The organism is Massilia sp. CCM 8734, from assembly GCF_011682155.1.
GTDB lineage: Bacteria > Pseudomonadota > Gammaproteobacteria > Burkholderiales > Burkholderiaceae_D > Telluria_A > Telluria_A rubra.
In genome coordinates this window covers 226,334-252,817 of the sequence record NZ_WHJI01000002.1, presented here as the reverse complement: position 1 = coordinate 252,817, position 26,484 = coordinate 226,334, and the positions used below count along the sequence as shown (strand labels likewise).

Annotated in this window: 26 protein-coding genes; 5 read left to right on the top strand and 21 right to left on the bottom strand. The window is 65.4% G+C overall.

The genetic code is table 11. From position 1 onward, the window contains the following. Position 1 precedes the first annotated feature (1 nt). The 4 genes from F2P46_RS03295 to F2P46_RS03280 all read right to left on the bottom strand — a co-directional run bounded on the left by F2P46_RS03295 (position 2) and on the right by F2P46_RS03280 (position 5,043). Positions 2-2,446: a TonB-dependent siderophore receptor gene (locus tag F2P46_RS03295; RefSeq protein WP_166885174.1), complete on the bottom strand. Its 2,445-nt coding sequence runs from the start codon at positions 2,444-2,446 to the stop codon at positions 2-4. A gap of 77 nt (positions 2,447-2,523) precedes the next feature. After that, entirely contained in the window at positions 2,524-3,528 is a 1,005-nt protein-coding gene (locus F2P46_RS03290; protein WP_166885172.1) for a FecR family protein, read from the bottom strand. Continuing rightward, positions 3,525-4,061: a sigma-70 family RNA polymerase sigma factor gene (locus F2P46_RS03285; protein ID WP_166885170.1), complete on the bottom strand. Its 537-nt coding sequence runs from the start codon at positions 4,059-4,061 to the stop codon at positions 3,525-3,527. Before F2P46_RS03285 ends, F2P46_RS03290 begins: the two co-directional genes overlap by 4 nt. A 70-nt stretch (positions 4,062-4,131) precedes the next feature. Continuing rightward, positions 4,132-5,043 carry an NAD(P)H-binding protein gene (locus F2P46_RS03280; protein WP_368737870.1) on the bottom strand — a complete coding sequence of 304 codons (912 nt, stop codon included), beginning with the start codon at positions 5,041-5,043 and terminating at the stop codon, positions 4,132-4,134. Positions 5,044-5,165: 122 nt separating this feature from the next. Here F2P46_RS03280 and F2P46_RS03275 point away from each other — a divergent pair, with 122 nt between their 5' ends. Further along, positions 5,166-6,068, top strand: coding sequence for a LysR substrate-binding domain-containing protein (locus F2P46_RS03275; RefSeq protein ID WP_166885166.1), 903 nt, complete (start codon positions 5,166-5,168; stop codon positions 6,066-6,068). 48 nt (positions 6,069-6,116) lie between these two features. On the opposite strand, the gene F2P46_RS03270 is transcribed toward F2P46_RS03275, so the two are convergent. Further along, a complete protein-coding gene (locus F2P46_RS03270; protein ID WP_166885164.1) occupies positions 6,117-7,655 on the bottom strand; it encodes an oligopeptide:H+ symporter in 1,539 nt (512 codons plus the stop codon). A 254-nt stretch (positions 7,656-7,909) separates the two neighbouring features. Here F2P46_RS03270 and ppnN point away from each other — a divergent pair, with 254 nt between their 5' ends. Next, on the top strand, positions 7,910-9,280 hold the full coding sequence (gene ppnN, locus F2P46_RS03265) for a nucleotide 5'-monophosphate nucleosidase PpnN (RefSeq protein WP_166885162.1): 1,371 nt from the start codon (positions 7,910-7,912) through the stop codon (positions 9,278-9,280). 24 nt (positions 9,281-9,304) lie between these two features. On the opposite strand, the gene F2P46_RS03260 is transcribed toward ppnN, so the two are convergent. The 4 genes from F2P46_RS03260 to sigJ form a co-directional block, all read right to left on the bottom strand. Further along, the gene (locus F2P46_RS03260; RefSeq protein WP_166885160.1) at positions 9,305-11,395 is read right to left on the bottom strand and encodes an outer membrane beta-barrel family protein; all 2,091 of its coding nucleotides are present in this window, start codon (positions 11,393-11,395) and stop codon (positions 9,305-9,307) included. A gap of 53 nt (positions 11,396-11,448) precedes the next feature. Further along, positions 11,449-11,739 (bottom strand): antibiotic biosynthesis monooxygenase family protein, encoded by a 291-nt coding sequence (locus F2P46_RS03255; protein ID WP_166885158.1) that lies wholly within the window; start codon positions 11,737-11,739, stop codon positions 11,449-11,451. A 97-nt stretch (positions 11,740-11,836) separates the two neighbouring features. Next, positions 11,837-12,754 (bottom strand): AraC family transcriptional regulator N-terminal domain-containing protein, encoded by a 918-nt coding sequence (locus F2P46_RS03250; protein ID WP_368737869.1) that lies wholly within the window; start codon positions 12,752-12,754, stop codon positions 11,837-11,839. Continuing rightward, positions 12,751-13,620 (bottom strand): RNA polymerase sigma factor SigJ, encoded by an 870-nt coding sequence (gene sigJ / locus F2P46_RS03245; RefSeq protein ID WP_166885156.1) that lies wholly within the window; start codon positions 13,618-13,620, stop codon positions 12,751-12,753. The genes F2P46_RS03250 and sigJ overlap by 4 nt, the downstream gene beginning before the upstream one ends. Before the next feature lie 90 nt (positions 13,621-13,710). Between sigJ and F2P46_RS03240 the strand changes: the two genes are divergently transcribed. After that, positions 13,711-14,145, top strand: a complete 435-nt coding sequence (locus tag F2P46_RS03240) for a carboxymuconolactone decarboxylase family protein (protein WP_166885154.1) — start codon at positions 13,711-13,713, stop codon at positions 14,143-14,145. Between the two features lie 261 nt (positions 14,146-14,406). Here F2P46_RS03240 and F2P46_RS03235 read toward each other — a convergent pair whose 3' ends face one another. After that, positions 14,407-14,820, bottom strand: coding sequence for a VOC family protein (locus F2P46_RS03235; RefSeq protein ID WP_166885152.1), 414 nt, complete (start codon positions 14,818-14,820; stop codon positions 14,407-14,409). A gap of 80 nt (positions 14,821-14,900) precedes the next feature. Between F2P46_RS03235 and F2P46_RS03230 the strand changes: the two genes are divergently transcribed. Both F2P46_RS03230 and F2P46_RS03225 read left to right on the top strand, forming a co-directional pair. Then, positions 14,901-15,221, top strand: a complete 321-nt coding sequence (locus F2P46_RS03230; protein ID WP_368737872.1) for a recombinase family protein — start codon at positions 14,901-14,903, stop codon at positions 15,219-15,221. Then, entirely contained in the window at positions 15,218-15,337 is a 120-nt protein-coding gene (locus F2P46_RS03225; RefSeq protein ID WP_208296483.1) for a phosphoribulokinase, read from the top strand. The genes F2P46_RS03230 and F2P46_RS03225 overlap by 4 nt, the downstream gene beginning before the upstream one ends. Before the next feature lie 133 nt (positions 15,338-15,470). Here the strand turns inward: F2P46_RS03225 and F2P46_RS03220 are convergent, their stop codons facing one another. The 11 genes from F2P46_RS03220 to F2P46_RS03170 are packed head-to-tail and all read right to left on the bottom strand — an operon-like array spanning position 15,471 to position 26,473. After that, the gene (locus F2P46_RS03220) at positions 15,471-15,716 is read right to left on the bottom strand and encodes a hypothetical protein (protein WP_166885150.1); all 246 of its coding nucleotides are present in this window, start codon (positions 15,714-15,716) and stop codon (positions 15,471-15,473) included. 11 nt (positions 15,717-15,727) lie between these two features. Further along, on the bottom strand, positions 15,728-16,897 hold the full coding sequence (locus F2P46_RS03215) for a hypothetical protein (protein ID WP_166885148.1): 1,170 nt from the start codon (positions 16,895-16,897) through the stop codon (positions 15,728-15,730). A gap of 26 nt (positions 16,898-16,923) precedes the next feature. Then, on the bottom strand, positions 16,924-18,051 hold the full coding sequence (locus tag F2P46_RS03210) for a hypothetical protein (protein WP_166885146.1): 1,128 nt from the start codon (positions 18,049-18,051) through the stop codon (positions 16,924-16,926). Next, positions 18,048-18,776 (bottom strand): ABC transporter ATP-binding protein, encoded by a 729-nt coding sequence (locus F2P46_RS03205; RefSeq protein ID WP_166885145.1) that lies wholly within the window; start codon positions 18,774-18,776, stop codon positions 18,048-18,050. Before F2P46_RS03205 ends, F2P46_RS03210 begins: the two co-directional genes overlap by 4 nt. Next, positions 18,773-19,855 (bottom strand): HlyD family efflux transporter periplasmic adaptor subunit, encoded by a 1,083-nt coding sequence (locus F2P46_RS03200; protein WP_166885143.1) that lies wholly within the window; start codon positions 19,853-19,855, stop codon positions 18,773-18,775. The genes F2P46_RS03205 and F2P46_RS03200 overlap by 4 nt, the downstream gene beginning before the upstream one ends. A gap of 9 nt (positions 19,856-19,864) precedes the next feature. After that, the gene (locus F2P46_RS03195) at positions 19,865-20,497 is read right to left on the bottom strand and encodes a hypothetical protein (protein WP_166885141.1); all 633 of its coding nucleotides are present in this window, start codon (positions 20,495-20,497) and stop codon (positions 19,865-19,867) included. Further along, positions 20,494-22,638, bottom strand: coding sequence for a hypothetical protein (locus F2P46_RS03190; protein ID WP_166885139.1), 2,145 nt, complete (start codon positions 22,636-22,638; stop codon positions 20,494-20,496). The genes F2P46_RS03195 and F2P46_RS03190 overlap by 4 nt, the downstream gene beginning before the upstream one ends. Beyond that, positions 22,626-23,246: a hypothetical protein gene (locus F2P46_RS03185; protein ID WP_166885137.1), complete on the bottom strand. Its 621-nt coding sequence runs from the start codon at positions 23,244-23,246 to the stop codon at positions 22,626-22,628. Before F2P46_RS03185 ends, F2P46_RS03190 begins: the two co-directional genes overlap by 13 nt. Before the next feature lies 1 nt (position 23,247). Then, entirely contained in the window at positions 23,248-24,573 is a 1,326-nt protein-coding gene (locus F2P46_RS03180) for a YcaO-like family protein (protein ID WP_166885135.1), read from the bottom strand. Continuing rightward, positions 24,563-25,417: a hypothetical protein gene (locus F2P46_RS03175; RefSeq protein WP_166885133.1), complete on the bottom strand. Its 855-nt coding sequence runs from the start codon at positions 25,415-25,417 to the stop codon at positions 24,563-24,565. The genes F2P46_RS03180 and F2P46_RS03175 overlap by 11 nt, the downstream gene beginning before the upstream one ends. Before the next feature lie 3 nt (positions 25,418-25,420). Further along, positions 25,421-26,473, bottom strand: a complete 1,053-nt coding sequence (locus F2P46_RS03170) for an ABC transporter permease (RefSeq protein WP_166885131.1) — start codon at positions 26,471-26,473, stop codon at positions 25,421-25,423. Between the last annotated feature and the right edge of the window lie 11 nt (positions 26,474-26,484).

The window sequence follows — 26,484 nt, the reverse complement described above, 5'->3', positions numbered from 1 at the left end:
GTTACAGGGCGGGCGTGTACTTGATGGTGAACATGACGCTGCGCGGGCTGCCATAGTCATTGTTGCCATCGGCTTGGTTGAAGGCGGGAATGTAGTAGCGCTTGTCGAGCAGGTTGTTGACATTCAAGGCCAGCGCGAGCTGCGGGTTCAGCTGGTAAGCCAGGCGTCCGTTCCATACGGTGTAGCCGGGCACCTTGAAGGTGCGTTCGTAGCCGATCGAATTGCTCTGGGCGCTGAAACCCGCGCCGACGCTGAGCTTGTTCCAGGCGCCCGGCAACTGGTAGCGGCTCCATGCGCGCAGCATGTGCCTTGGTGTCCACTGGCTGAAGATCTTGCCCTTGTTATCGGCGTCTTCGAGGAATTTGGTCGGGTTCCAGGTGTAGCCGGCCGACAGTTGCAAACCGGGCAAGACTTCGCCGCTGGCCTCGGCGTCCACGCCCTGGCTGCGCACCTTGCCGCTGGCCTTGGAGCAATACCAGCCGTCGCAGGCGAAACCGGCGGCGACATCGGCCACGGCGCGGTTCTTGTGGTCGTAGCGGAACATGGCCAGCGAGGTGTTGACCCGGCCGTCCATCAGCTCGCCCTTGACGCCGAGTTCGACGTTGCCGCCGTTGATGGGTTCGAGCATCTGGCCGCTGACGCTGCGCGCGGACTGCGTTTCGAAGACGCTGGTGTAGCTGGCGTAGGCCGACCATTGCTTGTCGAGCGCGTAGACCAGGCCGGCGTAGGGCGTCACTTTGCCGGAGGCCGTCACCGTGCTTTGGTAATTGTCGCGCCGCAGGCGGTAGAGTTCCTCGTACCAGCTCACGCGCGCGCCGCCGATGAGGGTCAGCGCCGCGCCCACCCTGGCGCGCCAGCTGCCGTACACGCCTTTCTGGCGCACGTCGTAGCTGGCGTAGGTGCCGCCGTTGTTGCGCGCCTGCAGGATGTCGAAGTCGACCCAGGCGCGATCGTGGTCGATGTTGAAAATGTTGCCGCCCGGATTGAAGGTGCGCGCGTAGCGGTCATCCGACGTGTATTTGGAGTAATTGGCGCCCAGCATGACGTCGTGGCGCATGCCGGCTGCGTCGAAGGCCCCGTTCAGGTAAACGTCAGCGCCCAGCTTGGCCGAGTTGAAATCGGTGGCCCAATCGGCATAGGTCAGGCCGCTGCCGTCGGCGGCCACGGCGCCGTGCATGCGCTGGTGTACCGAGCTGTTGCTTTCGTCCATGTGGACGGCGGCGGCCTTGACCCGCCAGTTGGCGTTGAAGCGGTGGCTGAGGTCGGCGTAGACGGTGGTTTGCTCGATCCCGGCGCGGTTCCAGCCGGCGCCGACGAAGGTGGAGCGCGGCAGGCCGATGTCGGCGCCGTCCGGATAGCGCGGCAGGCCGCGCACCATCGGGCGCGAACGGTTGTCGGTGTTGCTGACGGCCAAGCCGAGCGTGGTGTCGGCGCTGATGTCGTAGTCGAGCGCGGCGTACAGGGCGCGCTTGCGTTCCCACACGTAATCGATAAAGGAATCGGCGCGCTCGAGATCGGCAACCACGCGGGCGCGCAGGGTGCCGGCCTCGTTCAGGGGGCCGCCGGCGTCGAGCTGGGCGCCGGCGTGGCTCCAGGAACCGGCTTTGGCGCTGAGCGCGACGGTGCGCTCGGCCTGGCCGCGCTTGCGCACCAGGTTGACCGCGCCGCCCGGGCTGCCGGTGCCTTGCAGCAAGCCGGCCGCGCCGCGCAGCACTTCGATGCGGTCGAAGTAGGCCAGGCCCTCGGTGCCCCAGTTGCCCAGCACATAAGTATTGCGCGGGATCGGCACGCCGTCGTATTGCCAGGAATCGATCTGGAAGCCGCGCGCGTTGATCACCATTCCTTGCCCCACGCCCTTGACGCCGACCACGCCGGTGACGCTGTTGGCCGCGTCCATCAGGTCGGTCAGGCCCTGGTCGTCCATCTGTTCGCGCGTGAGCACACTGACCGACTGCGGCATGTCCTTGAGCGCCAGTTCGCCCTTGCCCAGGGTGACCCGGTTGCTGGTGTAGGCGTTGCTGCCTTCGGTGGTCGGGCCGGGCGTGGCCCGCGCGCTGACCTTGATTTCGTCCATGGTCTGGGCCGCGCCGGCCGGGGCGGGAGGGGGCGCGGCCGGGGCCGGCACCAGCACATAGCCGGCGGCCGACTTGCCGAGCGCGTAGCCAGTGCCGCGCAGCAAGATCGCGAAACCTTGTTCGACGCCGTGGCTGCCGGCCAGGCCTTCGGTGCGCAAGCCCCGCACCTTGCCGGCGTCGAGCACGATGGCGGCGCCGGCCAACTGGGCGTAGCGGTTAAGGGCGTCGGCCAGCGGACCGGCGGCAATCGTGTACTGGCGTTCCTGGGCCTGGGCGTGCAGGGCGGGGCCGGCGCTGAGCAGGGCGCCGCAGACGAGCTGGACGGCGAGGGCGGAGGCGCGCAGGCGGCGCGAAGAGGTGCTGGTGGACATGTCGATGCTTCCTTGTAGGTGGGTTTCATTGACATGACGAATGAAAAACCCCAAGCGGAACCGCCTGGCGAAAAAAGTTACTCTGTTTTTGTATCGACCAGCACCAGCCAGGGGGTGAGCGTGCGCACCCGCAGTTGCGGAAAGCTCGCCTGCAGCAGTCGCAGGGCGCGGTCGGTGTCGTCCAGCGGCAGCACGGCGGACACGCGGATGCCATCGAGCCGGGCCGGGTCGTAGCGGATCTGTCCGCGCCGGTGCCGGTTCAGTTGCTCCAGCACTTCGCCCAGCGGCCGGTCGCTGACCACCAGCTGGCGCAGGCGCCAGGCGTCGTCGATGGCGGCGGGGTCGATCGGCTCGGGAGCGTGGACCCCGGCCGCGTCGATGGCGACACGCTGGCCGGCGCCGACGATGGCCTCGGCCTCGGCCTGCGTCCCGGCGACGCTGCGCACCGCCACGCGCGACTCGAGCATGCTCAATACGGTGACCTGCTCGCGCCGGGCGACGGTGAAGCGGGTGCCGAGCGCGCGAATGCTGCCTTGCGGCGTCTCGAGCACGAAGGGGCGGCCGGGGTCCTTGGCGACTTCAACCAGAATGTCTCCCTGCACCAGTTCGACCGTGCGGCGGCGTTCGTCGAAGTGCAGATTGACGGCGCTGGCGCCATGCAGGGTGATGCGGCTGCCGTCCGGCAAGGTGCGGCTGTGCCACTGGCCGGCGCCCGCGCGCACGTCGGCCAGCAGATATGCGGGCGGCCAGGCGTGCAGGGTCAGGCAGGCCGGCAGTGCCAGCGCGGTCAAAGCCAGCGCCACGGCGGCGCCGGCCCTGGCGCGTTTTGCGCGCGCACGCCCGGCCGGCACCGTTGCCAAGGCGGCGCGGGCTGGCCGGGTGCTGCCGCCGGCATGTCCGCGCAAGGCGTCGACCTGGCCGAGCAGGCGTTCCATGCCGGCGGCGGCGGCGGCGTGGCGCGGGTCGGCCGCCTTCCAGGCGGCGAAGCCGGCGTGCGCGCGGGCGCGCTCGGCGGCGTCGTCGCCGGTCAGGCGGACGATCCAGGCGGCCGCCCGGGCGGCGAGCGGATCGGCGCGCCTCATGCGGTCATGGCCGGGCAGTGCGCGCGGCAGGCCAGCAGCGCCTGCACCAGGTATTTGCGCACCATGCGGGTCGACACGCCGAGCCGGGCGGCGATGGCGGCGTGCGACTGCTGGTCGAGGTAATGCAGCAAAAACGCTTCGCGCGCTTTGGCGGACAGCGCTTGCAGGGCGGCGCCGATCTGGTCGAGCGCCTGCAAGGCCATCAAGGTCTCGTCGGGCGAGGGGTAACAGGGCAGGACCTTGGCCAGCAAGGCCAATTCGGCCAGGTAGCTTTGTTCCAGCGCCTGGCGGCGCGCGCGGTCGACGATCAGGCGCTTGGCGGTGGTGGCCAGCCAGGCGCGCGGCTGTTCGACCCCGAGCAGGGCGTCGCGCGAGGCGATGATGCGCAAGAAGGTGTCGTGCGCCACGTCGGCCGCATTGTGGGCGCAGCCCAGTTTGTTGCGCAGCCAGCCGAACAGCCAGCGATGGTGCGCGCCATACAGTGCATGCACCGCATGGGCGTGCTGTTGCGGAATTGACTCGGCCGCCGACATGACCATCACCTAAAAGAGAATAAGAATTATTCGCATTATAGGCGGGCGGGCCGCCGATGCGCAACCGGCGTCAGACGAAGGCCAGGTCGTGCTGCAGGATCAGGTGGTCGAGCCAGTCGTCGCTGTGGCCGAAGCGGTAGCCCAGTTGGGCGGCGCGCGCGGTGTTCATCAGGTAGGGGGCCGGGTAGTCGAAGGGACTTAGTTCGCCGGCCGCCACGTCCGGCCTGGCTGGCAGGGCGCGCACCGGCACCTCGAGCAGCATGCCGATGCGCTGGACCAGGTCGAAGGCGGACAGGCCGCCCTCGCACGCCGCATTGACCGGGCCGACAAACTCCTGGGCGCCGGCCCACAGCAAAAAGTTGCTGGTGCCCTGGGCGCTCATGAAGGAACTGGCGGCGGCCGCGTTGGCGTAGCGCAGCGGCGCGTGCTGGCGCACCAGGTCGACGTAATGGGCCAGCCGTCCGGTGAAGTCTTCGGCGCCGGCCAGCACGTGGCCGATGCGCACCGTGACCAGTGGCAGCGAGCCGTCGCGGTACAGATACGCTTCGGCCTGCAGCTTGCCGGCCACGTAGCTTTCGGTGGCCAGTGCGGGGTCATGCCACGGATAGCGGGTGTCGATCGGCTGCGCCAGCATATTGATATCGCTTTCCGCGAACGGCGCCACCTGCTGGCCGAGCAGTTCGCGGTAGACGTCGATGGTGGAGGCGACGATGTAGCGCTTGACCTTGCCGGCGAAGACCTTGACGGCGATCGCCGCGTCCACCGGGCTGTAGCACATCTGGTCGTACACGATGTCGTAGCCGGCGCTGGCGGCGAAGGCGGCGCGCATGGCGTGCTCGTTGCGGCGGTCGACCTTGATGCGGGCGATGCGCGCGCCGAACGGGTCGGGGGTGTGCCCGCGCGTGGCGATTGTTACCTGGTGTCCCGCGTTGAGCAAGCGCTGCACCAGCAGCTTGCCGAAATAGCGGGTACCGCCTATCACCAATATATTCTTGCGCATTGCATTCCCTTGTTGATCTCAGTATATTTTCTGCTTAGTATGGCGATTCAACAACCGAGAAAAATTGAACCGATGAGCAAGAAAAATTTATTCATGGGATATGCATGAAGCCGCTTCGGACGCTCTCCGGCCTGGTCGACTTCGACTGCGCGGCGCGCTGGGGCAGTTTCAAGCTGGCGGCCCAGGAGCTGCACAAGACCCCGGCGGCGATCAGCCAGCAGGTCAAGCAGCTCGAAGAAAACCTGGGCTTTGCCCTGTTCATCCGCCATGCGCGCCATGTGACCCTGACCGCCAAGGGGCAGGAACTGGCGGTGGTGGTGGGGCGCATGCTGGCGGAGCTGCGCGCCAAGGTGGGCGCGCTGCAAGGCGGCGACGAGGAGTCGGTGCTGCGCATCTCGACCACCCATTCGTTCGCCATCAAGTGGCTGGTGCCGCGCATGCACCGGTTTACCAAGCTGTATCCGGAACTCGATATCCGGCTCGATTCGAACGATGCGCCGGTCGACCTGGAAGACGACAGCAGTGACGTGGCGGTGCGCTATGGCCCGGTGAGCGATGGCGATCCGGCGCTGCTGTTCCGCGAGCGCCTGATCGCCGTCTACAGTCCCGAGCTGCTCTCGCCCGGCCAGTCCGAACTGACCCTGGCCGACCTGCCCAATTTTCCGCTCCTGTACGAAAATTCGACCGAGTCGTGGCTGCAGCTGCTCAACGAGAACAAGGCCTTGAAGGGGAAATACGATTTCTCGCGCGGCTACAGCCACTGGGGCGTGCTGGCGCAGGCGGCGGTGGCGGGGCAGGGCATTGCGCTGGTGGCGTACGGGATCGCGTTCCAGGATATCCTGAAAGGGTCGCTGCGGCAGATCAGCTGCCGCAGCGCGCCGTTCGGCAGCGGCTACCGCTTCATGGTCAACCGCAGCAAGGAGAACATGCCAAAGGTGCAGCGTTTCCGCGCCTGGCTGGTGGCCGAGATGAACGAGATGCAGCGCGCGCTGGACCAGGGCATGTAAACGACAACGGCGGCCCGAGGGCCGCCGTTGTTCATGGTGCGGGCGTGCTTACTTCACGCCGTGCATCAGTTTCTGGATCAATGGTGCGAGCAGGAACAGCAGCACGCCGCCGATCATCAGCCACATGAAACCCTGGGTGTAGCCGGACAGCGCCGACGTGATCGACATGCCCGACTCGCCGCTGACATGGCTGGCGAAAATGCCCGACAGGTTATTGCCGATACCGGTCGAGAGGAACCAGCCGCCCATGCCCAGGCCAACCAGGCGGGTGGGGGCGAGCTTGGTGACCATCGACAGGCCGATCGGGGACAGGCACAGCTCACCGATCGACTGCACCCAGTAGACCGCGAACAGGGTCCAGAACGGGATCTTGCCGTAGGTCGGATCGACCAGGTAGGTCAGTGCGTACATCAGCAGGCCGAAGGCGAGGCCGTTGAAGATGATGCCGAGGCCGAATTTGCGCGGAATCGATGGGTTCACTTCAACCTTGCCCAGGGCGACCCACATCCACGCCATCAGCGGAGCGCAGGCGATGATGGCGACCGAGTTCACGCTCTGGAACCAGGCGGTCGGGAATTCTGTCATGCCGAACGGCGCGGTGATGAAGGACAGCGCGCCCTTGCGGTCGACGATGCTCTCGGCCAGGAAGGTGAACGAGCTGCCGGCCTGTTCGAAGAACATCCAGAACAGGATATTGAAGGCGAAGATGATCATCATCGCAAAGGTCTTGTCGCGCGCAACCTTGCCGTCGCGGATACCTTCGGCGATCAGCATGCCGGCCAGGATCACGAACAGGATGGTCAGGCCGACCTGCAGCTTGTTGGCGCCGGCCTTGAGCAGGAAGAACATGACGGGAATGGCCAGCAGCGCGCCCACGACCACCATGAGCATGCGTTTCGGGCTGTTGTCCTCCGGGGGCGGCGCGCCGATGCCCTTGAGGGCGGAGCGGCCGAAGAAGAACCAGACCAGGCTGATGACCATGCCGATGCCGGAAGCGAAGAACACGACCTTGTAGGCCGGGATGTCGCCGGTGTTGAACACTTTCTGGGCCAAGACCTGGGTAAAGATCGGGGCCAGGAAAGCGCCGGCGTTGATGCCCATGTAGAAAATGGTGAAGCCGGGGTCGCGGCGCGGGTCGTCCAGCGTATAGAGCTTGCCGACCATGGTCGAGATGTTCGGTTTGAACAGGCCGTTACCGACGATGATGGTGGCCAGGCCCAGCTTGAAGATATCTTCATTCGGCAAGGTGATGGCGAACAGGCCGACGGCCATGAAGGCGGCGCCGATCAGGATCGAGCGCTGGTAGCCGATGATCTTGTCGGCCACATAGCCGCCGAAGACGGCGCCGGCGTACACCAGCGCGAGGTAGGAACCATAGGTGAGGTTGGCCGCCTGCTGGCCGCTGGCGTCGCCGCCGTAGAACTGCGTGACTATATATAGCACGAGCGCCCAGCGAATACCGTAGAACGCAAAACGTTCCCAGAATTCGGTCATGAACAACATCCAGAGCGGACTCGGATGACCGAAGATCTGCTTGAATTCCGGGATTACGACTTCCTGGTTGGGTGGGGTAGCGGCACCGCTCATGCGGTTTCTCCTGAATTATGGTTATGGTTGGATAAATCATATGGACAACCGCGGCTCGTGACCCCGGTTTTCCAATAGGGTCGCATTTTAATGTAAATCGACTATGCTCAGCGAATTTTTGCCGGATGTGCTAATTAAGGCAAGAAACCAGGCTGCGCAAGCACAGCCGCAGTTGTGTCCCCCAAGAGCGGCGAGTTGTCGTATATTGGCATGGCAGGCTTGTTTGTTACACCGAATCGAAAAGGATTTGTACTATGGAACACGACGTTGTCGATACCCTGATTTCGCCAGAAGGCCAGCTCGAAGTGCTGTCGAAAGCCGAAGTCTTCAAACTGCTCGACACCAGCCAGGGCGGCCTGTATCAAATCTTCCGCAATTGCGCGCTGGCGGTGCTGAACTGCGGCAGCACCATCGACGATGGAAAAGAGCTGTTGGAACGTTATAAATCCTTTGAAATCAGCATCGTACAGCGCGAGCGCGGCATCAAGCTGGAGATCAAGGGCGCCCCGGCGATCGCGTTCGTCGATGGCAAAATGATCAAGGGGATCCACGAGCACCTGTTCGCGGTACTGCGCGATATTATCTTCATCAGCAGTGAAGTGACCGACAATCCCAAGTTCGACATGTCGCGCACGGAAGGGATCACCGATTCGGTGTTCCACATCCTGCGCAATGCCAATGTGCTGCAACCGCAGCGCAATCCGAACCTGGTGGTGTGCTGGGGCGGGCACTCGATCAACCGGATCGAATACAACTATTCGAAGGAAGTCGGCTACCAGATGGGATTGCGCGACCTCGACATCTGCACCGGCTGCGGCCCGGGCGCGATGAAAGGGCCGATGAAGGGCGCCACCATCGGGCACGCCAAGCAGCGCCTGGCCGGCGGGCGTTACCTGGGTATTTCGGAACCGGGCATTATCGCGGCCGAGTCGCCGAACCCGATCGTCAACGACCTGGTGATCATGCCCGATATCGAAAAGCGGCTGGAAGCGTTTGTCCGCACCGGGCACGGGATCATCGTGTTCCCGGGCGGCGCCGGCACCGCCGAAGAGATCTTGTACATCCTCGGCATCCTGCTCCATCCGGATAACGCCGACATGCCGTATCCGCTCATTTTTACCGGTCCGGAAACGGCGCGCGACTACTTCATCCAGATTAACCAGTTCATCGCCGATACGCTGGGCGAGGAAGCGCAGAAGCGCTACAAGATCATCATCGACGATCCGGAAATGGTGGCCAAGGAGATGCAGCTGGGGATCCGCCAGGTGCGCGAATTCCGCAAGTCGCGTAGCGATGCCTATTATTTCAACTGGCTGCTCAAGATCGACGAGGAATTCCAGCGCCCGTTCCGGCCGACGCACGAAAACATGCGCAACCTGTCGCTGCACAAGAACCAGGAAAAGCACCTGCTGGCGGCCAACCTGCGGCGCGCGTTTTCGGGCGTGGTGGCCGGTAACGTCAAGGATGAAGGCATTCGCGCGATCGAAAAATTCGGCCACTTCGAAATCCACGGCGACGCCGCCATCATGGGGCCGATGGATGCGCTGCTGGCGTCATTCGTGGCGCAGAGCCGGATGAAGTTGCCGGGCAAGGCGTACACGCCTTGCTATCGCGTCATTACGTAAGCCGCACGGTGCGCGCCGTGAGCGTCAGTCGAGCTTTTTGACAAAGCCGACAGCAATGCGGCGCGCGACGAAATGATCGAAGCCAGCCTGGCGCAAGGTGCTGGCGTCGGTGCGGTAGCTGCGCTTGCTGCCATCGAACAGATCGCTGGCGCTGACGGTCAAGCTGAGCGTCTTGCTCAACTGGCGCTTCCAGCTCAGGTTCACGCTGCTGGTCGATCCCTGCCGGCCGAGCGGTGTGATGGCTGCCGACTGGCCGTGCGCGTCGAGCGCCACGTCGTGCGCTCCGGCGCTGTAGGCGGCCCGCAGGTTCACATAGCCGGCGATATCGTCCTGGCGCACCGCGCCATGCAGGTCGGGCGTCGACAAGGCCACCCGATAAACGCCGCCATCCACGCCGAAGCGCAACGTCGCTTCGGGCGTCCAGTCGAGCGAACCGGTGATGCCGGTCGAACGCGCCTGTCCACCATTCTGTTTCGACGTCACCAGCACATTGTCGGCAAAACTGCGCGCATCGGCCACCGTATCGCCGCTGGTGCGGTAGAAGGCATTGACGCTGGCGCTCCACTGCGCCGCCTCGGTGTTGGCGCCGATCTCCCACGAATTGAGGCGCTGCGGTGTGAGGCCGGGATTGCCGCGGCTGAGGTTTTGCGCATCGACGTAGGTGCTGAAGGGATTGAGGTCGCGCGGATCGGGCCGTTGCAGGCTGCGGCGGTAATTCAATGTCAGGTCGGTTTTGTCGCTGGCGGCGTACTTCACGTGCAGGCTGGGATTGAAGGCCTGCCAACGGCTTCGTTGCACGAGGCCCTGGGCCGGACTGACCCGCAGCGCCATGCGCTCGAGGCGTCCACCCAGCAGCGCTTCCCAGTTTCCCCGCCTGAGCTGCTCGGTGAGATAGATGGCGCTCAGCGTTGTCGCCACGGCATAGCCGTTGGTGGTAGCCGGATCGGGCGTCTCGGCGCCCGTCGAACGATCGACGGCGGCCTGATAGTTATCGAGGTCGTTGACCTCGTCCTGGAGATCGACCCCCATGCCCCACTGGCCGTGCGCGCTGGCGCGGGTCCAGTCGAGGGTGGCCTGGTTGAGGCGGCGCGCCGACCTGGTGGCGCCGCGACTGTAGCCGGTGGCGCGCGCCGGTTCGACGAAGACGTCGCTGTACGACTTGTCGATCAGCCCTGTTGTCGTGCTGCGCTGGACCATGGCCTTGAGCGCGCTGCCTTTGTCCTGGCGGCTGTAACCGAGGCTGGCGCTGTCGTCGGCCTGTTCGTTGGGGCCATAGGAGATGCGATGATAGACACGCTGGCCGGCGCCGTCGCGCGCCACGTTGAGCGTGTCGAGCAGGGGTCGCGAGGCGCGCTCGTTGTATTTTGCCGACAGGGCCAGGCTATCGGTGTCGCTGAGGGCGTAATCGAGGCCCAGCGCCGCGCTGTGGACTTTGCGCCGCACGAAGATCCCGGACGTTTGCAGTGTCGCTCCGGTATGGCCGCTGAGGGGATTATTCCAGTCGACTGCCGACTGCCGGAATTTTTGCGTGCCGTCGCGCCGGTACGCCAGGTTGCCGTGGACGCTGAGCTGTTTTCTGGTCAGGTCGCCCGACGTGCTCACATTCCACAAGCCGTGGTCGGCGGCGCTGGCCTGCATCTGCGCGTGCGCACCCGGCTTGCGGTTTCGCTTCAGGACGATATTGAGGATCGCGCCGCCGTTGGCGTTGTAGGCGGCGGAGGGATTGGTGATCACTTCGATGCTGGCGATATCGGCGCCGCTCATGGTCTGCAGCGCCACCGCCCGCTCATCGCCCGACATCATCGCCGTCGGCTTGCCGTCCACCAGCACCGTGACCCTGGCGTTGCCCTTGACCGAGATCTGGCCGTCGGCCGTCACCGCGATCTCGGGTGTCGACTGCAGCGCGTCCTGGGCGCTGCCGTTGGCCGCCCTCGGCATGCTGGACACGTCATACACGGTCTTGTCGAGCTTTTTGACGACCGGCGCCTTCTTGCCCGTGACGGTCACCGTCGCCACCTCCGGTTCTTCGGCGCGCGCTTGCGCCGGCAGCGCGACGCACCCGAACAGGATCAGGGAGAGGGTTGTCCTGGGCAGGGAGGCTTGATTGAAATGCATGACGACATTTTAACGTTTCTGCGCGATCAACGGGCCGATTGTGGATCGCATCGTCATAGTTCGCTGGCGTAGCGGCCCGACGGCGGCTCGCGCAAGCAGGCGGCAACCGCGTCCCATCCACCGGAGGCGGCCAGGGTCCCGATGTGCGCCTTGTGGGCCTGTTCGCTGTCCCATTGCTCGACCAGCGTGAACACGGCTTGGTCGTCGCTGGCGCAAAAGATGTTCACGCCACGGCAGCCGGCAACGCTGGGCAGGGTGCGCTTGACGTCATTGAGGATCGCGCGCAAGTCCGACGCCGCCTCGGGCCGGGTGGTGAAGGTGATGATAAAGGTGGTGCCTGTCATGGTTGCGTCGCTTTGCATAGTGAGTGTGGCGGCCGCAGTCCGGCCGTGTGCATACGATAGGCGCTCGCGCACCGCGCCGCCAGCGCCCCTCCTGCGTTTATATTGACTGTGGCTGCGAACTTGCGAGCTGGCGGGCGTACTGCGCCGGCGGCGCGCCGTAGCGGCGCTTGAATTCGCGCGTAAAGTGCGCGGCGCTGTCGAAGCCTGTCAGGGCGGCCACCTCGCCGGCACGCCTGCCGCCGGCCAGCAGCAGCGCGCGCGCCGCGTCGAGGCGCGTATTGCGCAAAAAATGCATCGGCGCCAGCCCGGCCACCTCGCGGAAGGTGTGGGCGAAGTGCGAGGGGCTCATCGCCACCGCGCCGGCCAGTTCGGCAATGTCCAGCGGACGGCGGAAGTGCTGCTGTATCAGCTGCATCGCCTGGTGGATGCGGGCGGCCGACCGCTTGATGGCGGCGGCGTCGCGGATGGCGCTTGCCGCCACGGACCTGAGCAGGCGCACGATGATTTCTTCGACGATGAGCGGGGCGATGGTGGCGCGGTCGATGGCGTGGTCGGTCGCCGGCAGCAGCCGCGTGAACGCGTCGAGCACGCGCTCGTCGACCGGGGCGACGTAGTTCGGGCTCGCCTGCGCGTCCGGGGCGGGAGCGGCGTCGGCCAGCGCGACGAAGGTCTTCACCAGCAGGTCCGGCGGCAAGTCCATGTGGATCGCGAGGTAGGGCCGGCCGGCGCTGGCCTCGACCACGGTGCCTTCGCAGCGTGTTTCGGCGCCCAGCACGAGGCAGCTCATGTCGTCGTAGGCGAGCGTGATCGCGCCCAGGCGGGCGCTCTTGCGGCCCTGGAGCACGATGACGACGCCCGGCGCCAGCGTCTGGGTTTTATCGTAGCGCAGCGGGGTCGAAAAGCGGTAGTAGCGCAAGCCCGGCCAGATCGAATCGGTGCGCCCTTCGTTCACGGCGCGTGCGGCGACCATGCCGCGCAGGCGTGCCAGGGGCGTTGAAACGGCGTCGGTATTCACGCTGCGCGCACCAGTTTGTCGGGATTGCGCACCACGTAGATGGCGCCGATTTTGCCATCGTCGATCTCGAACGACATGGTCGAATCGAGCTTGCCGTCGACCAGGCGCAGCAGGCCAGGCTGGCCGTTGATGGTGGCATGCTCGAACGTTGTCGTGGCGCCGTATTTGCGCGCCATGCTTTCGTAGAAGCGGGCGATCTTGTCGGCCCCGCGCACCACGTTGATGGTGGCCGAGACCTTGCCGCCGCCGTCGGCGCGGAAGGTGGCGTCCGGCGCGAACAACTGCGCCAGCTGCGCGCGCTCGCCGCTTTGGGCGGCCGTCACGAAGCGTTCCAGCAAGGCCATGTGCGTTTCGGCGCTGACTGAAAAGCGCGGCTTGTCGGCGCGCACCCGTTCGCGCGCGCGGTGCAGCAGCTGGCGGCAGGCCGCTTCGGTCTTGCCCACGGCGCTGGCGATGTCGGCGTAGTCGCAGTCGAATACCTCGTGCAGCAGGAACACCGCGCGTTCTTCGGGACCGAGGCGCTCGAGCATCAGCATGAAGGCCATCGAGATGTCGCCGGCCAGTTCCAGGCGCGACTCGGGCAGGTCGGCCGCGCGCGTGACGATCGGTTCGGCCAGCCACGGGCCGATGTAGGCTTCGCGATCAAGCATGGCGCTGCGCAAACGGTCGATGCACAGGCGCGTGACAACGGTGACCAGCCAGGCGTCGCTGCTGGCCAGGGTGGCGCGGGTGTCGCTGGCGTTCCAGCGCAGCCACGCGTCCTGCACGGCGTCGTCGGCGTCGGCGCGCGAGCCGAGCATGCGGTAGGCAATGCCGAACAGGCGCCCACGGACCTGGTGAAACTGGGTGGTGAAGATGTCGTTCATTCTTTTTTGGGCAGGCTGTCACAAACGTTGCGACAGGTTCGTCTAATGATTGTAAGGCCAGACAATCAATCTCACCAAAAAGGAATCAGCATGGAACGCATCAATTTTATGACCGCTTCGCCGAACGCCATCAAGGCCTGGGTGGCGCTCGAGGAGTATATCGCCACGTCGAGCATCGACAAGCCGCTGGCCGAACTGGTGCGCCTGCGCAGTTCGCAGATCAATGGCTGCGCGTTTTGCGTGGACATGCATGTGACGGAGGCGCGCATGGGCGGCGAGACGGACCGGCGCCTGCATGCGGTGGCCGTGTGGCGCGAGACGCCGTTCTTCACGCCGCGCGAACGGGCCGCGCTGGCGTGGACCGAGACCATGACGCGCCTGGCGCAGCAGCCGGACACCGGCGAGAGTTATGCTGCGCTGGCAGCGCAGTTCAGCGCGGAAGAGATGGTTAATCTTACGCTGTTGATTTCGACGATCAACGGATGGAACCGCCTGGCGGTGGGGTTTGCCAAGATGCCTGAATAGGTGTAGCGGCTCGCGCTTTAAACCGGACGTGCTCGCATTCGATGCCGATTTCGGCTCGAATTAACTGCAAATGACGGGACCTCCATGCTCACGCTATCTGCAAATGAGCTTGCAATCGACGGCGCTGCTTGCATTCAATGACAACGTGCTCGTGCTATTTGCAAATAAAGGTCCATGTCTGCACTTCCTGCGCCCCGAATGCGCTCGGCGTTTTCGGCAGTCTGCATACCCGGCCGTTCACGCGTAATCACCGAGCGCTACTCATCCTGGTTGGTGGCACACTGCTTCAATGTTGTTGCCTTCTAAATCAATGACAAAGGCACCATAGTAGTTAGGGTGATAGTCTGGGCGGAGGCCAGGGGCGCCATTGTCTTTTCCTCCGGCGGTGATCGCTGCAAGGTAAAAAGCATCCACTTGCGCACGATCCTCTGCTCGCCATGCCAGGTGGCAGCCGGTAGTCGCTGATGGGCCCTCGTATGGTGATGGGCCATCGATGAACCATACATCGGCTTTTTTGCCGTCAGGCTCAGAGGAGTCAGGGTAAGCAAACCCCAACATGTTCGCGCCGTAGTTGCCTTCGAAGCATACGCTGTAGCCCAATGGCGCAAGTGCCGCGCTGTAAAACGCTTTAGCACGACCAATATCGGTCACGCGGAAAGTCATGTGGTCAAGCATGGTGAGTTACTCCTGAGGTAGATTGTTGTGTGCGATTGACGCATATGAACTGTACATGCGTACAGCGTTAATGACAAGGCATTAACAATGCATATACCGCAAGCCCTGCGGTAGACATAGCTGGTCCGGCACTGTCCTGTTCGATTCCCGCCACCCGCCGCGCCGGCCGCCCCGAACTGGAGACGCTGCTCGCTTTCCTGCGGCGGGGCGAGACGCTGGTCGTGACGAGAATCGACCGCCTGGCGCGCAGCATCAAGGATTTGCAGGACATCGTGCACACGCTGAAGGAGCGCGGCGTCACCCTCAAGGCGACCGGGCAACCCATCGACACGCGCAGCGCGGCCAGCTCGACGACCTGGAGCCGACGCTGGCGCGCCACGGCTATCGGCTCAAGGACATGAGCGAGCAATTCGATGCCAAGGCGGCGGAGATTCGCGCGATGTTCAGCAATCAGCTCGAACCGAAGCGGACGGCCGAGATCCGCGAGCGCATGCTGGCGGCGGGCTTGCCGATATGAGCCGTCATTTGCAGTTAATTCGAGCCGAAATCGGCGTCAAATGCGAGCACGGCCCATTTCAAACGCGAGCCGCTACAAATACGGCGGGGTCGCTGGCGGCCGTTTATGCAGGCGCCGGGATTGCCCACCCCCATTACCACTCGGGCGGGCGATCGCGGCGCCTGCGGGCGCGGCTGACCAGCATGTAAATGATGTAGCCGCTCAAGGCCAGCAGCAGCAAAATGCTGATGGCAATGAGCGGCATCGGCAGTTTGTCGGCGCCGGGATTGTCGCGCAGCGGCACGATAATCCCGAAATAGATACCGCTGAACAAACCTCCCAGGCCAAAAATACTGCCGAGAATGATCCCCAGCAGGCTGGCGCGTGATTTGGACGACATGGCGATTCTCCTTAACGTTGGCGATCCAGGGACGCACGCTGCGCCGGCAGCCAGGCGAAGGTGCAGGCGCCGACCGCGGCGCCCATGATCAGGGTCGGCACCACGCCCGAGGGCGACGCGGGCAAACCGATGCTGATCGCGCCCGACGGCAGCAGGCTTTGCAGCTGCAAATTCTGGCAAAACAAGGCGTACAGCAGCAGCGCCAGGCCGGCCGCGACAATACCGATCGCACATCCTTCGGCGAGTTCTCCGAGGCGCACCGCGAGTGGCAGGAAGCCAAGCTGCAGCACGATCTGGCGCACCCTGTCGCGCTCGATCTCCAGGGCCAGTGCGATCGTATAGATGCCGAAGCCGGTGCAGGTTACCGTCAATACCTGAAAGGCGATCCAGAATTTGTTCAGTTGCGACTGAAGGTGGGCCACGAAGCGGCCGCCATAGTCGTTCAGTTGCAGCAGGTCGACGCGGATTGATTCGACTTGCTCGCTCAGGCGGCGTACCTCGGCCAGTTGGACGGGATCGAGCGTCATGCTGATGGAACTGACAATATCGTTGACCTCGAAGTGCTGCTGCAAGGCCGGCAATCTACTGTACATCTCCACTTCCCGGCTCACGCCCGCACGCTGCGCGACCCCGACGACGCGCCACTCGACGTGCCCCAGTTTCAGCACGGGGCCGGCCTTACGCTCTGCAATCGAAGCGTTCAGCGCCGGGCTCAGCAGCAGCTCGCGCCGGCCCGGCAGGGGCAAGCGTCCTTCCATCAAGGTCAGCCCGGCCAGGCCGCCGGCGTCATCGGCCGGCAAACCGCGCATCAGGGTGGGCACCCGATCCCCATCCCGCTCGCCCAGCACGATGTCGGCAGGCAGGACCAGCGCCGCGTGCAGCGCTTTACCGCGCAAGGCCGGCGAGGCCGAAAAGCCGGTGCGCAGCTGTTCGTAGGCGGAAAGCGGCAGGAAGCTGCGCGCTTCCGTCCCCGCTCCTGCCGCCAGCATCAGGTAGGCGTTTGCGGGCGCCGCCGGCTTGGCCTGGTCGAGCGCGTCCGACAGGTTCATTCCCGTGACAAACGTCAGGGCGCTGGCGCAGATGCTGATCATGACCAGGGCCAGGCGCAGCGGGCTGCGGCGGTAGCTGCGCAGCCAGAGCCCGAACATCATGGGAGTCTGGCGCAGGGAGGAGGTCAACATGGCGGATCCGGACATGGCGGTGGCACTCAATCGAGGGTGTCGCTGAACAGGTCATTGACGTCAAGGCGGGCGATCACGGAGCTCACCGCGGTCCAGGCCGACAGCGCGACCAGGGTGCCGGCCGCCGCCGCCGCCTGCAGCGCTGCCGTCGGCACTTCGATGCGCAGCCAGAGCAGCTTGTCGAACAGGTAGCTGCCGGTCCCGAACGCAAGCACGAAGCCGCCCGCGCCGATCAGCAGGCCGGCAGCGAGCGCCAGGCGCATTGCCTGGAAAAGCAAGGGAAGCTTGCGCTGTCCGACCACCAGCAATAGCGCCAGGCTGGTCCGGTAATGAAGGGCAAGCATGTTGCTGCACAGTGCAGGCAGCAACAGCGCTGCCGCCAGGGTCATGCAAAAGGCGATATACACCAGCTGGCGCAGATCGATCAGGTCGTTCATGAAACCAGATGCGGCCGGCAGGAAATCGGTGCTGCGGGTAGCCGGGGTGTCGTGGGCAAACAGGGTGTCGAGCGCGCGCCGCGCCTGGGCCTTGTCCACGTGCTCGCGCAGGCGCACGTGAAAACTCGCGACCACCGCGCGATAGGTGGGCAGGGCGAGGTCGGCGAAATCACGCCCGAGCATGACGCAGGTCGTGCATTTCAATTCATTGTCGGCGCCGAAGGTACCGGCGATGTAGAACTCCTGATTGCTTTCGGCGTCGCCCGAAAACAGGCGCGCAGCGACCATATTCCCGACCGCAAGCTGCTGTTTTTTCAGCAGGGCGGCGCTGACCAGTACCGCGTCGCGCCGTTGCTGCCAGCGCGCAAGGGTGGCGCTGTCCGCCCCGAGGCGGGGGAATGTGGCGGCAACCCGGTCCTTGTCGACGATCGCCCCGGTGAATACTTGCCGCTCATTTGCCAGGAACAGGGCGACCGAACTGTACTCGGTCACGCTGGCGACCCCCGGCGAAGCCTGGATGCGCGCGATATAGGTACGCGGCAGCAGGTTCGATGGGGAGAGGGCGTTGCTGACTGTGAGCAAGCGGTCGTCCGTCTTGACAAAGCGCGGATGCCAGTAGGAATTGCCAGCAAGCAAAGCGGTGCACGTGGCCAACAGCACTGCCAGGGTTGCCAGGCTGGCGGCAAGGGCGCGGTGGCGAAGGAGCAGGCCCATCATGGCGCAAGTCCCTGGAGCGCGCCGTTATGCAGATACAGGCGCCGCGTGGCCTGGCGCGCGAGCGACTCGTTATGCGTGACGAGCACCACCGCGCGCCGATGCGCCTGGGCGAAGGTGTAGAGCAACTCGAATATCTGCTGTCCCGCCTGTTCTCCGAGGCTCCCGGTGGGTTCGTCGCACAGCAGAAGCGATGGCGCCCCAACGATGGCGCGCGCAATGGCCACCCGTTGCTGCTCGCCGCCGGAAAGCGTGGCGGGCATGGCCATGCGCTTCGGCTCCAGGCCCACCAGCGCCAGCGCCGCCTGCGCCTGGCGCCGCCTGTGCTGGCGCGTCATGCGCCGCAGCTTGAGGGGCAGTTCGACATTTTCCTGGGCAGTCAGGAAGGGCACCAGGTTGAAGCGTTGAAAGACGAAGCCGATGCTGCGCGCGCGCAGTTGCGCCAGTTGGCGGCCATTGCGAAAGTCGACCATTTCACCGCCGCAGCACAGGGTGCCGGCGTCGGGCTTTTCCAGGGTGCCGAGGATCTTGAGCAGCGTGCTCTTGCCGGCGCCCGACGGGGCTGTAATCGCCAGCACCTCGCCCAGGCCGACGCTGAGCTGCACGGCGCCCAGGATGGTTTCCCTGCCGGCGGCCGACAGGAAGGACTTGCAGATGCCGTGCGCCTGCATGAACGGATGGGCGGCCTGCGTGCCCTGGGAGGGGGTGTCGATGGTGGCGTGGTTCATGGGTTCTGGTGGGTGAGGAGGGGAGGCGTTGCGCAACGGCTGTCGCCGGCGCCGACGAACTGCACGTCGGCGCTCGTTTCAAGGATGGGCAACACGCGGATCGGGTGCAGCGGGACCAGGATGGCGTTGACCGCGCCGCGCTGGCGGTCGGCGGTGCTGCCGACCCGGTCGAGCCGGAACGGCAGCGCGTGAATCTGGTCCGGCTGCGCCAGGGACGACACCAGCGCGCAACCGGTGCGCTGCAATTGCGGAAGCAAGCGCTCCTGTACCGACACATGCACTTCGAGGGTGGCGGGATTGAGCAGGGACAGCAAGCCGCTGCGGATATAGCTGCCGCCGTTGGTGGGCGAGACGACTTCGCCGACGCGCGCGTTCTGCGCCACCACCACGCCGGAAAACGGGGCGCGGATGGCGTATTCGCGCTGGGTTTCGCGAAACCCGTCCAGGTTGGCGAGGGCGTCGCCGATATTGCTGCGCGAGCGGCTCAGTTCCAGTACGGCCTGCTCGACCCGCAGGTCGGCTTCGTCCATGGCCTTGCGGGTGCCGAAGCCGCGTGCCGCCAGGCTGGCCTGGCGCTGCTGTTCGTCGCGCGCCTGGCGCACGTCGAGCGCCGCTTTCTGCGATGCGAGCCGCTCGGCGGCCAGCCGCTGTTCCGCCGAGCGGACATCGTTGTCGCCCCGCATATTGCTCAGTTCTACCAGGAGCTCACCCTTCTTGACCGTACTGCCTTCGCTGACCCGTATCGTCTTTACCCGCGCCAGGACCGTGGCGGAGATCTGCACCATTTCGTGGGCGGAGAAAAAGCCGGACATCTTCAAGCTGGCGTCAGCGGGGTCGCTCGCGGCGGGCGGAGCGGGGCGGGGGGGCGCGGGGATGGCCGGCGCGACGGGCGCCCCCGCGCGCTGCCAGTATCCCGCGGTGGCGATAACGGCGACGGCCAGCGCCGCTGCCCATGCGAGCGCGCGCCTGGAGGGATGGCCGGCCGGTGCTTCCTGCGCGCTGTGCTGCATGAGGCTGTGCAAGGCTTGCTGCTGCTCCGATCGCGCCTGGTCGTCATGGCGGTTTGGTGTTGTTTGCATGGGTGGCCTTTACACGATACCGGGACGGGAGTGCAGGAGAAGCTTGACCGCCATCAGCAGCACGACCCCGGCGTAGAGGAGCGACACGGCGCCGTACACGGCTGCCGGCCAACGCCAGCCGCACAACAGGCGAAACTGGCGGATGCCCTGTTCCATGTCGGCGCGTGTCAGCATGCAGCAGTTTGGCAATCCGACCAGCAAGCTGACGACAAACAGTCCCTGGAGCGTGGCTGCCTGCGCAGGCGGCGCCAGGGTTGTCGCGATGGCCAGGCACAGCGAACACAGCATGTCCAGCAGCGGGCCGGCGCTGAGGATCAAAAAGCGCGTATCGCTGCGTTCGAGCGAGGCCTGGGCCGGGGCGTGAAAGGCCGGCAGCGCGGCGGACCAACGAATCCGGCCGTCGCGCACGCCGCACCAGCGGGCGGCTGTGGCGTGCGCCAGCTCATGCACGGCGATCCATGCCAGCAAGCCGGCAAGCGCCACCACCGGCACCGCGCTGCGTATCAGGGCGCCAAGGGCGATACGGGGCGGCTCGGCCAGGGGCAACTGCAGGAAAAACGCCAGCGACAGCGTGATGTGCCAGGCGCATAACAAGGCCAGGACTAGCCAGGCGGCATACAAGCGCAAGCGCATGGAAGTCATTGCATGGTCTCCGGGGCGTTGCCGAACGTGAACGCGAACAGGTTGAACAGGTGAGCGCACGATGGCGGGAGATGGGCCAGCAAGTCGCTTTCGACCGCCGCACCGGCCGGACAACCGCGCAAGCGCCGGGACTCGATGGCCAGCCAGAAGCTGCCGATCCATTGGCCGATCAGGACCAGCAGCTGGTCATGGCCGGCCGGCCCGTGCGTGTGGAGCACGCGCGACAGGTCGGCCAGCATGAAAAGACGGCCCGCCGCCTGGCTGAGATTGCGCTGGGATAGCAGCTCCTGGTCCGGTCCGTCGCGCGACAGAGTACTGCCGGGGCACGGGTGCAAGCTGCCCTCGTCGGCCCACTCGTAGGTGACGCACACGCCGGCGCGTTCGATCACGAGAATTGGGTGCAGGCTCGACAGTAAGGCGGCGGCCGCACGGTCGCCTGGCCGGGGGCGGGATTGCCTCAGCAGCGCGGCAATGTCCGGCACGGCCACGTCGAGTTCGGAACAATCGCGCGCCGCGCTTCGTTGGCGCAGCAAGCGGTCGAATCGGTCCCATTCGACCGGTGCGGCGGAGACGGAAGGCAGGTCGGCGCGCCACGCGAAGTTGTAGTAATGACGGCGGTGCTCGACGATGTCGCGCAGCCAGGGCGCTTCGAACGGCTGGCAGGTCGGTGTCAGCGCATGGCCGGCCGCCGACGCGGCAGCCTGGAGAAAGGCGGCGCCGAAACCGCTGTCGAGCAGGCCGAGACTGAGCCCGAAATCGCCGTATTTTTGCCGGATTTTCTCGGTGTTTGCCAGGCACACGATGGCATACTCGGCCTGGCCGGCGCCGTCGAGGGGCGCTTCCGCAAGGGGCTCGATCCAGTCGACGACGGGCACGTAGCGCATCAGGCGGGTACGCCGCCTCGACGGGTCGCGCCACACGACCATGCACTCGGCGGCCCCCAGGTTGCCGCCGCTCGGACAGATTCTCCGCCGGTTGCCGGCGGCATCGCTCCAATAGCCGAAGGCGCGCTTGACCAGTTGCAGCAGCAAGCGCTGCGGCGGACTGGCGCTGTCCATGGAAATGACCTTGCCGGCATCGCCGTGCGGCAGCGGAAACTGCTTGGCAGCGAGGATATTCTTCGGCGCATAATGTTGTTCATAACTTTTTACCCCGATCATGCGCCGTGGAGGAACCGCAGCCCGGCTGTGCCGTTCCAGCCGCTGCAACGATGCGGGTCTGTCCACTGCGGCAATCGCGTGGGGCGCGTCGCCGAGTGCATGCAGGCGCGCCACGGGATGGGTGCTGCAGCCGAGATGCCCATTGTCGAGCTGGTAGCGAATGAAATTGTTCAGCAGCGAGAAGGGGGCGCTGCCGCTGTTGAGCAGCACAAGGGCATTGCACACGATCCCCGCCCAGAGCGGCAGGGTGGCGGCTTGACAAGCGTCGTCGACAGCGCCGGCGGCGGCGCGGTAGCACGCCGTCGTGCAGCAACCGCGGTTCGCGAGCAGCGGCCCGACATCGAGCGAGCCCGCGCGCGCGGACACCAGCAACACCGCGGCGCCGGCGGCCTGCAAGCGGGCCACTTGCTCGTCGAGCCCAATCGTGCCGTCGAGAACGGCGATGCTCATGTGGCAGGGCGGCGCGCCCGGCATGCAGTCGACCACGTTCAAGCCGCATCCTCGCAGCGCCAGGGACAGTTCGCGGCAGAAGCGGCCGGTCCCAAGCATGCCGACCGGACGCAGGAAGGCGGCGGCCGCGTCGCTGCGGCGCTGGTGGATGCGGGTCTGGTTCATCACCTTGGCGAGGAAAGCGCAGGTGTGCGAATCGAGCGCCGCCGGCGTGGGCGCGGACGGCTGTTCGAGCAAGCCGTGCTGCTGAAGCCAGCACAACAGGCGCTTGCGTTCGTACGCGCCCGCCAGATGATCGGCGCACAGTTCCTCCACGGTGCGCGTGCCGTCGAGCTGGCGCAGGAATGCCAGCACGTCCAGGGCCCCGAAACGGCGCCCGACGACCGGCGCGTCCAGGCCGCCGACCAGCATCAGGCGCGTATCGTCGATGGCGGCCACCGCCACCTCGTCCAGCAAGCGTGGCTGGCTGGGAAACGCGTCGTCGAGTTCGGCGTCTCCGGTAAGCGCGAAGCGTGGAGTCAGGCCAGCCATGTGCTCAGTTCCCCATGAAACGCGGCAAAACGCTGCGGCCCGGCGCAGGTGCTGCGGCTCGGGCTACGGCAGGTACACCCGTGCACGGGCATGATGCCGCTGCTGACAATCGCGCCACTCGCGCTGTCGATCGCCAGGCTGTCGGTGGGCGCCAGCAGGCCGCGTTCCTGAAGCAAGCACAATTGCGCCGTCAGGTCGACCAGGCTGGCCGGATAAGCGCGGAACTCCGCCGCTTCGGGCTGGGCCGCCAGTTTGGCCAGGAAAAACAGGGTTTCGGCGCCATACGGCTCTGGCGGCTGGCTCAGCAGGCGTTTGCAAAAGCACTGCGCGCAGATGCCATCGGGCGAGCAGGGCGGCGCCAGCAGCACGTGCCGCTCGAACGCGAAGCAGGTAAACAGGTTGGCGCAAGGGGCGAGGCGTTGCGCGGCTTCCTGCATCAGGTCGAGCCGCAAGGAGGAGAACAGGGCAAACACCTGGCCTTCCAGCGGCCCGGTGGAGGTGCGCCACTGCGCGGGGTCGAGCATGGTAGCCGCGCGCCCGGACTGACGGGGGGCAATGCAGCCTGCCACGCTTCGTCCGAACTCGCCGCTGTAGATAAAGGTCGACATGTCAGGCAAACGGTTGTGGAAAAGGGTTGATCGTCATGGCCGCGCCGGGCGCGATGTCGCCGCGCTCGGCCAGGAAGGTGTGGAATTGCGCCAACCGCGCGGCGCCGAGGTAGCGCGCGGTGGTGATCGTACTCATGGGCATCAGGCTGGGAACCAGGGCGCGAAAACCGCGCAGGCCAACCTGGCGCAGCTCGTCGGAGCTCAGTTCCAGCAGCAGGATCTCGTGGCCCAGCGCTTGTGCGCGTTGTTTCAGCCAGGCCAGCTGGGCGCCCGCATGACTGTGGTCCGGCAATGCTTGTCCGGCTTGCAGGTCGGAAAAACGCACTCTGTCGCTCCCGTCGAGGAAATCGAACGCATGGGCACGTTCGGGCCGGGCCATGTACACCGCGCCATCTTCGATGTCCGCGCATTGCTCGGCGCTTGCGGGAACGTTCAGCTGGCCGGTGTCGAGGATGGAACTCAAGCTTGCGACCTCGCGCAAGGCCTTGTAGCACGCGTCCGCGAAGCTGAAACTGCTGGCGCAAGTGACAAGGTTGGCCGCATGCGGGTGGCACGAACGATGCCGCCGCAGATACACGGTCGGCAAGCCGACATCGGTGGTGGCGTCGAACAGCATGTATTCATCTTCCTGTTCGAGCAAGGTGCGTACGGCGGGCGCGAAGTGCACCAGGTCGGTGCTGTCGAAGGCGATATGCGGCAGCCGCCTGCGCAGCAGCCACGTCAGTGCTATCGCATCCCTTTCCAGCACTTCCGCAGTCGCGGTCACCAGGGCGGTGGCGGGATCGTGGTGGACCGCGGTGCCGGTGGAAATCGCGGCCCAGAATCGTTCGCTCGTCCACGCGCGCGGATACAAGTGACTCATCACGACGGGCACGTATTTCTTGTCGCCGGTGTTCAAGCTCACGACCTCGACCCAGCGCATCGGCTCGTCCGGGTCGAAGGGGTGGAAGGGCTGGTCCGGCAAGGCCAGTTCGTCCGCGGAAAAGCTCGGCAGGGTGAGCCAGTCGAACGTATCCTTGCCCAGTTCGTTGGCGCTGGCGACCATATATTCGTGCTCCAGCAACATGCACGAGCTATACCGCTCCGCTGCTTCGCACACCGCCTTCAGGCGCGCCAGGTCGGGGTCGACGTCGGTGCCGCAGCCGCTGAGATACGTGTTCCAGAGGGGTGCCCCACTGTATGTGCGCGCTCCCTGGAGCAGTGCGCTCAGGTTGCCGGCATGGCAGCCGTAACTGTGGAAGATTCGGTCGGAGAAATTGGACAGGACGATGGACCGGGGCATGCTCAACACCCCGCCGAACGCCCCGCACAAGGCTTCAAAGCGCATGCTGCCGCCTCCAGTGCTGTTGCAGGGCGCGCAGTGCGTGCGGCGGGAGCGCCAGCAGGATCAGATAGTCCGACTCGGATCCGTCAAATCCCAGCTGGTTCAGCAGCAAGCGCAGTACGTCGAACCGGTTTGTTCCCTCGCCGCTGGCGGCCAAACCGTGTCTGAGTGCGCATACCAGGTGATGAAACGTGGGCAGCGTGGCAGCTGGCAAGTTGGCGCTGCGCACCAGCAGGCCATCACGCTCCAGCGCGTCGGATTGGGTCAGCATCTGCGCGACCAGGGCGCCCGACAGCGTGTTGGCAAACACCAGCGGCGAGAGCATGGCGGCCGGCGGCGGGTAGCGCATGTCCAGTGCCGCCGCCATGGCGGCCGGCAAGGCCGTCTTCAACAGCGCCGGGTCGGTCATCAGCAGGGGCGGCAGATGGTCGTTCAGCGCGACCAAGGTGGCGGAAGTGCGCGCATCGGCGTGCGTTGCCAGCCACAGCGCGGCGTGCGCGGGTTGGCACCGCACGAGCGTCTGATGGGCGCCGCTGTCGCGCACCGGACCCCGGCCGAGCAGTTCGGGGGTGCGGCAGGGTTGCTCATGGTTGAGTGTGTCGATCATCGTTTCAGCCCATCCAACCAGCACATTGCGCGCGTTGCGGGACGAATATCCGGGCAGGTGAACCAGGACCTGTGCCTCGCTGGCGGGCTGGGCAAAGCTGCGCAGGATGGCGACGACGCGGGCGTGCGGCAACGCCGCCAGGAGGGCATGCAAGCGCGCCAGCAACGGCGACAGGAGGCTGTTCTGGCGTCCTGCGCGCAGTTGCAGCGCGTAGGCGTGGGCGAGAGGAAGCGGCTGCATGGTCTATTCCTCCGCCGTATAGCGAAAACCCTTCAAGGTCCAGCACGCCATGACGGACGTAAACAGCACCAGGAATGTGACCGAGGTGGCGATGCTGAAGCTGGGGGGATAGTCGAGCATGGTCTGGCGCAGCAGGTTGACGCAATGGGTGGCCGGCAGGAAAAATGCGACGATGCGGGTAGCCGGATACTGGGTATTCGGGAAGATCAGGTCGCCCATGAAGATCATCAGTAAATTGAAGATGGTGAACAGGTGAATGCCGCTGGAATAAGAGCGCAGGTTGCTTCCGAGTGCGATCCCCAGGCTGAGCAGGCTCAGGCTGGACAAGCAGGCCACCGCGATGCTCGCGATAATCGTCGACCAGCTCAGCTTGAGCCCGAGCAGATAGTCGCCCAGCAGCACGAACAGAATCGACTGCCCCAGCGCCAGCAGCAACTTGGTCGTGGCCTCCGCCGAGAAGATGAGGTACAGCGGGACCGGAAACAGCCTGAACAGGCGCAAGGTGCCTTTGGAGCGGTCGCTGAGCAGCTTGGCGCCGGTCGTGAACAGCGCCAGGTTCATGAGCGACATGATCAGCAAGCCAGGCAGGAAAGCGAAGGACATGGCGCCATCGGCGGCCACCCTGACCGCGTACGCAGGCCGATTGCCGGGGGACGACAGTGCGACCGCCACGAGCTCTGCAATCGCCTTGTTCTGTTCCAGCGCATAGATGGCCGGGGTCGGGGCGCCAGGGTCCTGGCTCAGGACCAGCCTGGCATTACCGTCGCGCACGTTCTGCGCCGCGTTGCCGCTGATTGGGACGATCTGGAGCCCGGGCAGCCGCATCTGTTCGATGCGCTTGAGCACTTCCGGCGCGACCGACACGGTGCTTCCCATGGTGATCGGCAACGGGCCGCTGTTGGCATAGTAAGTAAAGCTCGACATCAGCAGAAAGCCGAGAGGAATGACCAGGGTCATGGCTAGCGACGTCAGGCTTCTGTGATAAAAGGCAAGCGAGAGGCGGGAAAATCTCAGGAAAATCGGCCACGGCGATGGCGCGGCGACGGCGCAATTCATTGGTCAGGTTC

Bases quoted from the DNA above. Each gene is read 5' to 3' on its own strand.
- F2P46_RS03295 (WP_166885174.1), bottom strand. From the start codon at position 2,446: ATGTCCACCAGCACCTCTTCGCGCCGCCTGCGCGCCTCCGCCCTCGCC.
- F2P46_RS03290 (WP_166885172.1), bottom strand. From the start codon at position 3,528: ATGAGGCGCGCCGATCCGCTCGCCGCCCGGGCGGCCGCCTGGATCGTC.
- F2P46_RS03285 (WP_166885170.1), bottom strand. From the start codon at position 4,061: ATGTCGGCGGCCGAGTCAATTCCGCAACAGCACGCCCATGCGGTGCAT.
- F2P46_RS03275 (WP_166885166.1), top strand. From the start codon at position 5,166: ATGAAGCCGCTTCGGACGCTCTCCGGCCTGGTCGACTTCGACTGCGCG.
- F2P46_RS03270 (WP_166885164.1), bottom strand. From the start codon at position 7,655: ATGAGCGGTGCCGCTACCCCACCCAACCAGGAAGTCGTAATCCCGGAA.
- ppnN (WP_166885162.1), top strand. From the start codon at position 7,910: ATGGAACACGACGTTGTCGATACCCTGATTTCGCCAGAAGGCCAGCTC.
- F2P46_RS03260 (WP_166885160.1), bottom strand. From the start codon at position 11,395: ATGCATTTCAATCAAGCCTCCCTGCCCAGGACAACCCTCTCCCTGATC.
- F2P46_RS03255 (WP_166885158.1), bottom strand. From the start codon at position 11,739: ATGACAGGCACCACCTTTATCATCACCTTCACCACCCGGCCCGAGGCG.
- sigJ (WP_166885156.1), bottom strand. From the start codon at position 13,620: ATGAACGACATCTTCACCACCCAGTTTCACCAGGTCCGTGGGCGCCTG.
- F2P46_RS03240 (WP_166885154.1), top strand. From the start codon at position 13,711: ATGGAACGCATCAATTTTATGACCGCTTCGCCGAACGCCATCAAGGCC.
- F2P46_RS03235 (WP_166885152.1), bottom strand. From the start codon at position 14,820: ATGCTTGACCACATGACTTTCCGCGTGACCGATATTGGTCGTGCTAAA.
- F2P46_RS03225 (WP_208296483.1), top strand. From the start codon at position 15,218: ATGAGCGAGCAATTCGATGCCAAGGCGGCGGAGATTCGCGCGATGTTC.
- F2P46_RS03220 (WP_166885150.1), bottom strand. From the start codon at position 15,716: ATGTCGTCCAAATCACGCGCCAGCCTGCTGGGGATCATTCTCGGCAGT.
- F2P46_RS03215 (WP_166885148.1), bottom strand. From the start codon at position 16,897: ATGTTGACCTCCTCCCTGCGCCAGACTCCCATGATGTTCGGGCTCTGG.
- F2P46_RS03210 (WP_166885146.1), bottom strand. From the start codon at position 18,051: ATGATGGGCCTGCTCCTTCGCCACCGCGCCCTTGCCGCCAGCCTGGCA.
- F2P46_RS03205 (WP_166885145.1), bottom strand. From the start codon at position 18,776: ATGAACCACGCCACCATCGACACCCCCTCCCAGGGCACGCAGGCCGCC.
- F2P46_RS03200 (WP_166885143.1), bottom strand. From the start codon at position 19,855: ATGCAAACAACACCAAACCGCCATGACGACCAGGCGCGATCGGAGCAG.
- F2P46_RS03195 (WP_166885141.1), bottom strand. From the start codon at position 20,497: ATGACTTCCATGCGCTTGCGCTTGTATGCCGCCTGGCTAGTCCTGGCC.
- F2P46_RS03190 (WP_166885139.1), bottom strand. From the start codon at position 22,638: ATGGCTGGCCTGACTCCACGCTTCGCGCTTACCGGAGACGCCGAACTC.
- F2P46_RS03185 (WP_166885137.1), bottom strand. From the start codon at position 23,246: ATGTCGACCTTTATCTACAGCGGCGAGTTCGGACGAAGCGTGGCAGGC.
- F2P46_RS03180 (WP_166885135.1), bottom strand. From the start codon at position 24,573: ATGCGCTTTGAAGCCTTGTGCGGGGCGTTCGGCGGGGTGTTGAGCATG.
- F2P46_RS03175 (WP_166885133.1), bottom strand. From the start codon at position 25,417: ATGCAGCCGCTTCCTCTCGCCCACGCCTACGCGCTGCAACTGCGCGCA.
- F2P46_RS03170 (WP_166885131.1), bottom strand. From the start codon at position 26,473: ATGAATTGCGCCGTCGCCGCGCCATCGCCGTGGCCGATTTTCCTGAGA.